The sequence below is a fragment of the Nostoc sp. genome (assembly GCF_036919675.1).
Taxonomy (GTDB): domain Bacteria; phylum Cyanobacteriota; class Cyanobacteriia; order Cyanobacteriales; family Nostocaceae; genus Nostoc.
The window spans coordinates 37,174-47,810 of record NZ_JBALCP010000047.1 but is presented as its reverse complement, the minus strand read 5'-3'; the positions used below and the strand labels follow the sequence as shown (position 1 = coordinate 47,810).

The following is a 10,637-nucleotide window of genomic DNA, read 5'->3' as shown; positions in this document are numbered from 1 at the left end:
GAAGGAGAAGCAGCCGTCGGCTGTTTCTCCTTCCCCCACCTCACAATGATTATCATTCTTATATTTGGTGATTTTTTTGCTTGGAAGTCCCTTAGTCAATCCTAAGCATTTACGAAACTGGTTTGCAAACTGTTGCTACTGTACTTCATAAATCTGGAATCTGCTGTAAAGGTAGGCAAACTTCCGCGTCTCCTACATGAACGGATAAAACTTGAGACAAGCGGTATAAATTAGTATGATAGAACATTGGCGGAACTCGTTGCGATCGCTAAGACAATAAAGATGTTCGCACAACTGAGGTCTAATACTAATCTGATAGACTATCTTAAATTTGAAATTATAAAAGCTGGTAGCCCAGGGCTGATAACTAACTATGAGTAAAGCCTTATTCTGTATCGAAAATTTGCGAGTTGCCTATCCTCAACGGAGTGGAGAAGAAGCAAGCTGGGCGGTTGATGATGTATCTTTGAGCTTGCAACCAGGTGAAAGAATGGGATTGGTGGGAGAATCTGGTTGTGGTAAGTCAACTATAGGACGGGCAGTAATGCGTTTACTACCAGTCTCTAGTTGTATTGAGGGACGGGTGACATTTCAAGAACAGTCAGTGTTTGACTTGACGCCTAACCAGTTGCGGAAATTTCGGGGAGAGGCGATCGCCTTAATTTTTCAAGATCCCATGACACGCCTCGATCCGTTGATGACGATTGGTAAGCATTGTATCGAAACCCTTCAGGCGCACTCACCAGAATTATCAACGCGAGAAGCCAAAAAAAAAGCACTTGCTATCTTGGCAAAGGTAAATATTCCGGCTAGTCGCTGGAATCAGTATCCCCACGAGTTTAGCGGTGGAATGCGCCAACGGGTAGCGATCGCCTTAGCTTTACTCCTCAACCCCAAGTTAATTGTTGCCGATGAACCCACCACTAGTTTAGATGTCACAGTTTCCGCGCAGATATTGAAAGAATTAACTCGTCTGTGCAGTGAAGAAAACATGGGATTGTTGCTGATTTCTCACGATTTGGCAATGGTGGCTGAGTATTGCGATCGCATTGGCGTTATGTACAACGGCAAGATGGTGGAAATGGGTTCTACAGAAACTGTATTTAGACATCCTCAACATGAATACACGCGATCGCTCTTAAAAGCAGCTTTACATATTCAAGCAGTAAATGATAGTGGAGAATTGATAATTGCCAATGATGAACAAAAGCAATTACCAATTATTAATAAGCAATCCCCAATTTTGAGTCTGACTGAACTCAAGCAATACTACACCATAGAACCTAACTTTATCGAACGACTATTAAACACACAAACGCAGACAATTAAAGCAGTAGATGGTATCAACCTGGATCTTTATTCAAAAGAAATTCTCGGTTTAGTTGGGGAATCAGGTTGTGGTAAAAGTACGCTCTCACGAACTATCTTGCAACTAATTCGTCCCACTAGTGGCAAAGTTGAGTTTTTAGGACAGGATTTAACTAGACTGTCGCGCCAAGAAATTCGCTCCTCACGGCGACAAATACAAATGGTTTTTCAAGACCCCCATGCTTGTCTCAATCCAGCGATGACAGTGGGACAAAGTATTGCTGACCCTTTATTTATCCACAATCTTGCCGATCCCGTTAAGGCAAAAGAACAGGTTTTGTGGATGCTAGAGAAAGTCGGGTTAACACCGCCAAAAGTGTATTATGAGCGTTATCCATCAGATTTGTCTGGTGGACAACAGCAAAGAGTTGCGATCGCTCGTGCTTTGATTACTCACCCTAAACTTTTAATCTGCGATGAACCTGTGAGTATGTTAGACGCTAGTGTGCAGTCGCAAGTGCTGGATTTGATGTTGCAATTAAAGGAAGAGTTTGAGTTAACTTATCTGTTCATCACTCATGATCTTTGGTTAGCTCGATTTTTGTGCGATCGGATTGCCGTGATGAATAGCGGTAAAATTGTCGAACTTGGTCTGACAAAAAATATTTTTGCTAATCCTCAGCATCCTTACACCAAAACCTTACTAGCTGCTGCTCCGTTGCTAGCACGCGCTTAACTAAATTAAGATGAGGAGTTGTAAGTTTCAAATTCCTAACTCCTAACTCCTAACTGTTAATTATCTTCCCTTCCCTCAAGTAATTTAGTTGTTTCTCCACTCGAACCATATAGCTCAACGAATCTTTTAAACAGCAACGCAGTCTCGTGATTTGAAGTCCTGCTTAAGTTGAATAAACGCTCTATCTTTTTCTCACTTAAAGCTCTTAAATATGGCAAATCTTCAAAGAGTGTCAAACAAGAAGCAAAATGCAATATTATTTGTAATAATGGCTTTGGCCACTCTAGGTCACAATAAATATCTATAAATAGCTGATGTTCTGAGTCATTTAAGGGGAAAGCATTAAATATAACAATTATTCTTTTCTGATTATAGACTGGAATACTCAGTTCAATAGTGTAGGGAGTATGTAATATTAAATCCACCTCTACAGTCGGTTGTCGCCAAATTCTCAGAGGATTACCTGGCGAATCTAATATTGTTTTAAACTTAATTATCCCACCGCTATTTGTGGTTTGAAAATGGCTAATATTAATAATTTTTAGATTATTAAGGCTAAATCTATGAACTGTTTCCAAATGTTTTAAGTTCAATAGATGATAGATTTGGCAAATATAAGGGAACGGTAAAATATACTCCTGGCTAATCATGTGAAGCTTTTTTAATTGAAGCTTGTTAGCTTGAGTCCGATCGAGATATTCTTGATATTGGCTGGGCGCTAAATCATTACTATTGAAGCTTTCTTCAGGCTTGAGATATAGCCAACTAATAAAAAAGAAAGAGGCTATAAATAGCTGAAATATTTCTATGGGAGATAAATAACCATCAGTAAATGCAGCCATGCTTCTATCGGTTATTCCGAAAAGCCAAGATGGAATACCAAATACCCAGATATTACTTTTAATTTGATCTATAAAAAGTGCTATATCAACATTTGAGACCTTGCTATCTTGACTTATACTTAATTTATCAGTTTTTTTCAAACAATTAGTAAACATAATATTGGGGTTTTACTTGATACTAGTAATCCATAAATTAAGATTTGTATTAATTTTAAATACTAATACATAGTTCCAACCTCTATCTTTAGATGTATATACAACTTGTCTTCATTCATATCCACTGAAAAGAAATCCTCATGAGTTTTGCTAAAAAATTTAAGCCCTTGTTTGATGTAATCCTAAATCTTATGTATATCCAGCCATAATAAAATTATTTGTAACTCTTACTCTTATAAGGATTCGACATTGTATTCTCTAATGGATAAATTCAAAGTAACAACTTTGCTAATATATTTCTGCTAGCTGAGATCAAAAATTGAAATTATTTCACCTTTACAAAAGCGGTATATAGATATTTAGACAGGACTTACGCAAAAATAGCCAAAAAGCTTAATTTATCGTAGACACGTAGTGGCTTGCCGCAGGCTACCGCCAACTCTACAAGACGCTTCTCTACCAGAGGCTTCGCCAACGTGCAGCGTCTCGTAGAGTTGAAAAGCATTCGTAGAGTGTCCGTAAGTCCTATTAGAGAAAAAAGTTTATTTTTCCTGATATGAGAAAATTTTCTAAGTAATTAATGTAAAAATATTACTGCTAATAAGTAAATATACTACCTAACTGAGATATGGGCGCTCGTATATAGCGGTTCCCATTCAAATTATATTGCGAGGTGTAGGGGCACTGTCGTGCCCATTGGTGTCAACTTAACGTGAAAGCCTCTCTATAACAAGCTTTTAGAGATTGTCTCGTTCCCAGTCAGAGACTGGGAATGCCTAGTAAGAGGCTCCGCCTCAAGACTAGCGGCAGAGCCGCAATGAAAGAGCATTTCCAGCCAGAGGCTGGAAACGAGATTTTAAAGGGGTTGTAGCTTAAGTTAACACCAATGGGCAGTGCCATGCCCCTACGCGTGTACCTCAGAGAACCGCTATATCAAAAGGGTATTTCTAACTCGTCAGCAAGACAAAATCCTGTTAAACCTCTAGACGGGGGAAATTTTTGTATAACTTCACAGAGAAACGGTATTGAAGCACTAACAATAATTATTTGCAATAATTTCTCTGATGTTGTAAGCTTTTCTAAAATATATTGAATATTTTTATCAATAATTTTTTACAGGAGGTTTGACACGCTGGTAAGCCTGACTGGAAAAATCAGCTGTAATCAGATATAGAAACTTGGGATTATTCGTTACAAAAATTCTTAATTAGTGAATTGAGAGTTTATTCTATTTACAGGAAAATCAGGATGTCTAAACTACCGGATGTTCTTTGGTTAAATACAAGCCCTAGTTTGCAATACTTTGCTCAACCACTACTTTGTTACTTATCATCTCAAGTGACAATCCAAGAGTGGAAACATCGCCAAAGTCAAGATGAAGCAAGTTCACTAGATGCTGCTGTTGTTCTGCTTCACGACTACCTCAAATCTTGCAATCGACCTGTTCATTTGATTGGTCATAGTACAGCAGGATTACTAGGTCTACTCTATAGCCGTCGCTATCCAGAAACAGTTAAGTCTTTGACGCTATTAGCAGTGGGTGTTGATCCAGCAGTTGATTGGCAAGCTCATTACTATATTCACCGTCAGTTTTTAAGTCGCCAAAAGCTTTTGACTGATATGGTTTATAACTTGTTTGGTTATCAGGATAAATGTACTCTCAAGAGTCTGACACATCTTCTGGAGCAAGACTTAGATTGTTCGCTCTCTCCTCATTCTCTGTTTGAGAGCGTGAGTATGACTTCAAACAGAGTTTCAGTACCTTTGATGGTTTGTGGTAGCTTAAACGATATTGTTATCACACCTGATGCACTGCAAGGATGGCGATCGCATTTCAAGGAAGGCGATCGCCTATGGTCATGTTTTGAAGGAGGGCATTTTTTTCACTTTTCCCAGTATCAGCTTGTAGGAGAACAGCTACTCGACTTCTGGAAGTTTATATATGTGTCAGATTCGCTGTATGCCAGTTTGCAACTTTAAGTATTAGATGATAATACATCTCAAGAAAGATGCGCCGAGTCAAACAATTGTGAGAGGTTAATCATGTCCTAAATTATTTCAGGAAAGTCTAGAAATGGTTGTAGCTTTAGATGATACCAAGCGGAGCGCGATCGCTACAGAGCTAGCAGATTTGAAAGCTATACAAGAGTTGCTAATTGCTAATGAACAAAAAGTACTACCTGCTGTAAGCAACGATCAAGAAATTAGCAAGCGCCTAACAGACTTTCTCAAAGATGACCAAGAAAATCTCACAATAATCGAGCAAGTCATCTCTAAATTTGGTGGTGGTTCAGCCCAGCCTAGAGACACTATAGGGCAGTACGTCGAGCAAGTAAACCGGATAATTGATGGGAATGAGCTAACACTGTACCAAAAGGTTTCTATTCACGAAAGGATTAAGCACCAAGCCGTAATGACTGGTTTAATTATCCATAAGGCTGCACAGGTGGTTGGTGATGATGTTAAAGAAGCTATTGGACCACTCAATCAAGTGAACTTTGAAAATCGTGCCCATCAAGAACAATTGAAAGGTGTGTTGGAAGTTTTGGGTACAAGAGAACTTACAGGTCAAGACCCAGATCAAGGTGTTTGGGCGCGAACTCAAGATGCTGTTGCAGCTTTGAGGGGTGTGTTTGAGGGTTTGACAAAGTAAATACAACTGAAGACCGCCTCGACTTCTAGTTGGGTAAGTGCCAATTAATAAAAATCGTAATAATCTTGTTTGATTTAGGGAATCCGATCGCGATCGCACTCAGTTTGAGATAAAAACTGGAATGCGATCGCTTTTTTTTAGGAGAATATAGCAGTTCTCGTTTAGATGCAACACATGATAGGGGCACAGCATTGCTTATAGGTGTCAACTTAAGCAAAATCTCGTTTTCAGCCTCTGGCTGGAAATGTAAGTCATTGCGGCTCTGCCGCTAGTCTTGAGGCGGAGCCTCTCATTAGGCATTCCCAGTCAGAGACTCTTGACGAGACAATCTCTAAAAGCTTCTTCTAGACAGGCTTTCACGTTAAATTGACACCCATAAGCAATGCTGTGCCCCTACGAGTGGTCTGTATTCGATGCAATTGAGAGCTGCTGTCGGAACTCCAATGAGGTTAAGCAATGGTTAATCAGACATACACAGCTGATGTCTTAGTTGTTGGCGGGGGAACGGGAGGCACTGCTGCTGCTATCCAAGCAGCGCGACGGGGAGCCAAAACGATTCTAATAAGCGAATTTCCTTGGTTAGGGGGAATGCTAACTTCAGCTGGGGTGTCTGCACCCGATGGCAACGAATTAGAAGCTTTTCAAACGGGGTTATGGGGTGCGTTTTTGCAGGAATTGCGACAACGACAGCCCGGAGGATTAGATCACAGTTGGGTCAGCTTTTTTAGTTACGATCCTCAGATTGGGGCAAAGATTTTTGCCGATTGGGTGCAGGAATTGCCAAATCTGGACTGGATTTCTGGACAAGTGCCAATAGAAGTGTTCCGCCAAGGTGATTCTATTACTGGTGTCCGCTTTGCTGATTTTGCTGTCACAGCCAAGATTATTCTCGACGCTACAGAATTAGGAGATTTATTGGCTTTAGCTGAAATACCTTACCGCTGGGGTTGGGAATTGCAATCTGAGTGGGAAGAACCTAGCGCCCCAGTGACTTTTAACTCTTTAACCCAGAAATATCCAGTGCAAGCGCCCACTTATGTAGTGATTATGCAAGACTTTGGTGAAGCCGTCGCCCCAGAAATTCCGGCTGCCCCTAACTACAATCCATCCCAGTTTACAGGTGCTTGGGATGGCTATGGAGCAGAGACATTTTTGAATTATGGACGCTTGCCTGATGGCCGATTCATGATGAATTGGCCAATCTGTGGTAATGACTACGGCGAAGGAGTAGGGCGACTGATAGAGTCAGATGTATCCAGAGGTGAATTCATCCAAGAATCTCGCTGGCACAGCCAAAATTTTGCCCATTTTATCCAAAAGCAGCTTGGTCTTCGCTATGGTTTAGCAAAAAAAGTATTTCCTCACGCCCCTACAGCTTTTGCACTGCATCCCTATTACCGGGAAAGCCGCCGCTTAGTGGGGCTAACTACTGTCCGAGAACAGGATATTTTGCCGATTGCTGGAGGGAGAGTTGCATCTATATTTAATGATCGGAATTTTTGCGTAGGCGTAGCCCGCCGCAGGCATCGCAAAGCGTCTGTGACAGGAGAAGCGATCGCTGTTGGTAACTACGCCAATGACCATCATTATCCTGGTATTCAATTCCCACTGCAACCTAAATCTATTCGCTGGGGAGGACGCTGGACGGGAACTCCCTTTACAATTCCCTACAGTTCCCTAATTCCAGCCACAACAGATGGTTTCTTGGTTTGTGAAAAAAATATTTCTGTCTCCCACATTGCCAATGGAACCACCAGATTACAACCTGTGGTTATGGGCATTGGTCAAGCAGCGGGGATGGCAGCGGCGATGTGTGTTGAGTTAAACTGCCAGCCAAGGGATTTACCTGTTAGGGCGCTGCAAACGGCTTTATTGTCAGATAATCGCTCAAAAGCAGCAATTATTCCTTTGTTTAATCTTCCACCCAATCATTCGGATTGGCTGGACTGGCAACTGTATTACTTAAATAACCCACAAGCCTATCCAGCTAATGGTTATTGCCCTTGCCTACCGGGGAATAAGTACCCTGACTCTGCTTTTGACAAGGCATTAATTCGGGAAAGAAACTGTTTCAAAGGCATTTTCTACCGCTTGGATCAGCAGGAATACAGATTCACTGTCACAGCACCAGCCGCATATCAAGGTCAAAATTGGCAGCTTGTGACTTTGCGATCGCATATCGACGAGCAATTACGCGCTTATCCCCACGAACAATTAGTTACATTGTGGGGCCGTCAGAATCACTTTGGTAATTGGTTATTAGTCGAACATTTAAACAGAGGATAAGAAGAGTTTATTTTCAGTAAAACAGAATACTTTTTGATTAATTGTCCGGATATTCATCAAAAAGCTAAGTATCAGTGAAGTGGAGAGTTCCAAAATAGACATCTGCTATGCGTGCTGCCATTTCACTTTTAGTCTCGAGTCTGGTGTTAGGCCCCTTAGCTTTTAACTGCCAAGCAATGGTCAATCACTTATCCTATGCGCTGCCTTCTACGCCTGCTTCGGAACAGTGGCTTTCGGCGGCATCTGAACAAAGTTCAGATGATGCCCCACGTCATCGCGGTAGTGGGCGCAGAGAAGTGACGCAAAAATTCGGAATATATCTATGCTGTGGTTTAACTACTGTAGGGTAATGCCTCTTTTTCCAAAGCAACCAAAGTACCAGAAAACAGGATGTTGTGCTAACATCTTTTACACAAGTTTTCTGGCAGAGATATATACAGTTGACACCCGAAAATCTTCAGCGATCGCTTAGTATTTCAACTGCAAGCTTTGTATATATAGTTGGTGTCAATCCTGCCGATCAAAACGCAAATCAAATTAAGTGCCTTGATCAACAGCATTACCAACTCCTCAAAAGCAACACAACAGTTGCTGATATTCCTGGGAAACTCTGCGTCTCAATCCTCAACTGCTCTATAAATAGATAGGCTATCACTTAATCTAAAGCACATCTAATTCAGACATTTTGCTTGTTGAGGAAACAGTCTTAAGGCAACTTCACTTTATTCCCCAATAGGTTTTCTCATACATTGAGTAGCTGGCTATCTAGATCAGGAAATAATTGATCTTCGCTCCGACACCTATTTAGCATCCTTTGCCGAAGCATAAAATCCCTTTCGTTTCATCTGAATTTATGTAGCGCATGGATTTGCACAAGTAGTATCCGTTTATTACACTTGGCAACAAATCTTACTATTCCTGACCTACTGTTGCACTCTGGATCGTTCTCCTCACAGATGGCTCCCGACGAAATAAATATTAAGAAGGATCTGCTAGTTCATCTTAATCATTTAATTATTCTACACCCAAGGCCAGATGCAAAATATTGCATCTGGCCTTTTTAGGTAAAGTTTACTTAAAGAAAAGGGGATAGCGAGTGGAGAGTGAGGAAGATGAGGGTACAAAGGGACAAGGGAGACTACTAAATCCAATGCCCCATGCCCCTTTTACACTGTTGTTTTCTTGCGGTTATTCTCTCTTCCCTGGATGCCATTGAGGAACATTGGCACAAACTTCTCGATAAACATCTGTGGATCGCGCTGCCAAGCCTTTTGTGCAGCCTGAATCCTAGTAAATTGCAACTCAGGCGCTAGCAAAGTCTGGGGTAAGCGTTCCATTAGGTACTGGGGACGTTGCCAAAGCGGCATGGTATTTGCCACTTCCACCAGGTTGGCAACTCGCCGTAATTCTGCACCCAAGGTGATATCCATTCCAGATTCAAACGCTGCCTGTTCAATTGCAGCATACTTGAGTTTAGCTTGCTCTACCTTTTGCCGATGTTCTGGACTTTTATCTGCTATTTGTGCCAGCCAACGGTTACCCCAACGGACGTGTCCTGCTTCCTCTGGCAGAATTTTTTCAATAGTCTCCCGAATTTTGATGTTTTCTTCTGTCTGCGGCGCTTGTTTGAGAGCGTGAATGTGGGCAGAAAAATACTCACAACCCCGCTTTTCAGTAATGTTAATTGCTGCTAAGGCAGCTATCACACCGTCCTCTAGGTTGCGTTTTGGGTCATAGGTGTCTTTGTCCAGCAGCCGATCAAATTCATCGATATAGGAAGTTCCAAGAGGAGTTCCTACATTGCTTCCTAGATCGATCAGCAAATCAGTTAGCCACATGGCATGACGAGCTTCATCCGAGATGTGATGAGACAAATCCCGCACCAGTTCCGGTGGCTGTCCATTCAGTTGTTCAATTACCTCAGTCAGGTCTTTGCAACTGCGTTGTTCGCTGTAACGGTAGCGGTTAAGGGTAATTAGATGGATTTCGCGATCGCATACCACCCGTTTCAATATCTCTCTTGCACCCAATACATTCTGAAATTTACGTGGGTAAGTAACTGTCATAAGTTATGTTAATTTTTGTAAATATGTATTGTGATGCTAACTTAGTTTTTTGCAACTGCTGTATGTGTGCCGCTTCACCGAAAAAAAGAATAAAAGTTACAAAAATTAATCACCTGAGTTGAACTTAAGTGTAAACAAAAGTAACGAATAAATGTTCAGTCTTGGGAAAGGTGTGTTTTTAAGGTCAGACCAATCTGAAGCTAGATCATTTTAGTTGTCAAAAGTGGATTGGAGAGATTTTTCCCCAAAGCCGGAAAATTATAGGCAAATAAAATATAATCTTTGCAAAAAGTAGCTTATGTTACAGAATTTTTGTTATATTAGTCTTGTAAAAAAAAGAGAATTATTTATTAACAAAATAGAGAGGACTATGATTATGTCTATCGCAGATAAATCTCGTGCGTTAATGGTGCGTGAACATCAGCAAGTTAAGAATCGCCAACAATCAATACTGATGCGGGCTGCACAAGAACTTGGTCTTCCTGAAGAAGCATCTCACTATTGGAACCCGATTCAAGGCAAGATAGATGTTAACGCTCGGATGATTTATGGGTCTAGTCATGCTTCCATGAGCTAAGTTTTAGAGTTTT

The 10,637-nt window shown here is 41.1% G+C and carries 9 protein-coding genes and 1 pseudogene; 7 read left to right on the top strand and 3 right to left on the bottom strand.

Annotated elements, in window-relative coordinates; genetic code table 11:
• Positions 1-373 precede the first annotated feature (373 nt).
• Positions 374-2,044, top strand: coding sequence for an ABC transporter ATP-binding protein (locus V7K49_RS09160; RefSeq protein WP_335205297.1), 1,671 nt, complete (start codon positions 374-376; stop codon positions 2,042-2,044).
• Between the two features lie 56 nt (positions 2,045-2,100).
• On the opposite strand, the gene V7K49_RS09155 is transcribed toward V7K49_RS09160, so the two are convergent.
• Entirely contained in the window at positions 2,101-3,042 is a 942-nt protein-coding gene (locus V7K49_RS09155; RefSeq protein ID WP_335205296.1) for a hypothetical protein, read from the bottom strand.
• A 1,248-nt stretch (positions 3,043-4,290) separates the two neighbouring features.
• On the opposite strand from V7K49_RS09155, the gene V7K49_RS09150 reads away from it, so the two are divergent.
• Both V7K49_RS09150 and V7K49_RS09145 read left to right on the top strand, forming a co-directional pair.
• Positions 4,291-5,022: an alpha/beta fold hydrolase gene (locus tag V7K49_RS09150; protein ID WP_335205295.1), complete on the top strand. Its 732-nt coding sequence runs from the start codon at positions 4,291-4,293 to the stop codon at positions 5,020-5,022.
• Between the two features lie 94 nt (positions 5,023-5,116).
• Positions 5,117-5,674: pseudogene (locus V7K49_RS09145) on the top strand (hemerythrin HHE cation-binding protein); the annotation flags it as partial.
• Positions 5,675-5,720: 46 nt separating this feature from the next.
• On the opposite strand, the gene V7K49_RS09140 reads toward V7K49_RS09145, so the two are convergent.
• Positions 5,721-5,882, bottom strand: a complete 162-nt coding sequence (locus tag V7K49_RS09140) for a hypothetical protein (RefSeq protein WP_335205294.1) — start codon at positions 5,880-5,882, stop codon at positions 5,721-5,723.
• 269 nt (positions 5,883-6,151) lie between these two features.
• On the opposite strand from V7K49_RS09140, the gene V7K49_RS09135 reads away from it, so the two are divergent.
• The 3 genes from V7K49_RS09135 to V7K49_RS09125 all read left to right on the top strand — a co-directional run bounded on the left by V7K49_RS09135 (position 6,152) and on the right by V7K49_RS09125 (position 8,628).
• Positions 6,152-7,981 (top strand): FAD-dependent oxidoreductase, encoded by a 1,830-nt coding sequence (locus V7K49_RS09135; RefSeq protein WP_335205293.1) that lies wholly within the window; start codon positions 6,152-6,154, stop codon positions 7,979-7,981.
• A 107-nt stretch (positions 7,982-8,088) separates the two neighbouring features.
• Complete coding sequence (gene patX, locus V7K49_RS09130; RefSeq protein WP_334865510.1) at positions 8,089-8,331, top strand: heterocyst-inhibiting protein PatX; 243 nt, start codon at positions 8,089-8,091, stop codon at positions 8,329-8,331.
• A gap of 45 nt (positions 8,332-8,376) precedes the next feature.
• Complete coding sequence (locus V7K49_RS09125) at positions 8,377-8,628, top strand: hypothetical protein (RefSeq protein WP_334865512.1); 252 nt, start codon at positions 8,377-8,379, stop codon at positions 8,626-8,628.
• 519 nt (positions 8,629-9,147) lie between these two features.
• On the opposite strand, the gene V7K49_RS09120 is transcribed toward V7K49_RS09125, so the two are convergent.
• Positions 9,148-10,047, bottom strand: coding sequence for a ferritin-like domain-containing protein (locus V7K49_RS09120; RefSeq protein WP_335205292.1), 900 nt, complete (start codon positions 10,045-10,047; stop codon positions 9,148-9,150).
• 376 nt (positions 10,048-10,423) lie between these two features.
• Here V7K49_RS09120 and V7K49_RS09115 point away from each other — a divergent pair, with 376 nt between their 5' ends.
• Positions 10,424-10,624, top strand: a complete 201-nt coding sequence (locus V7K49_RS09115; RefSeq protein ID WP_335205291.1) for a hypothetical protein — start codon at positions 10,424-10,426, stop codon at positions 10,622-10,624.
• Positions 10,625-10,637 lie beyond the last annotated feature (13 nt).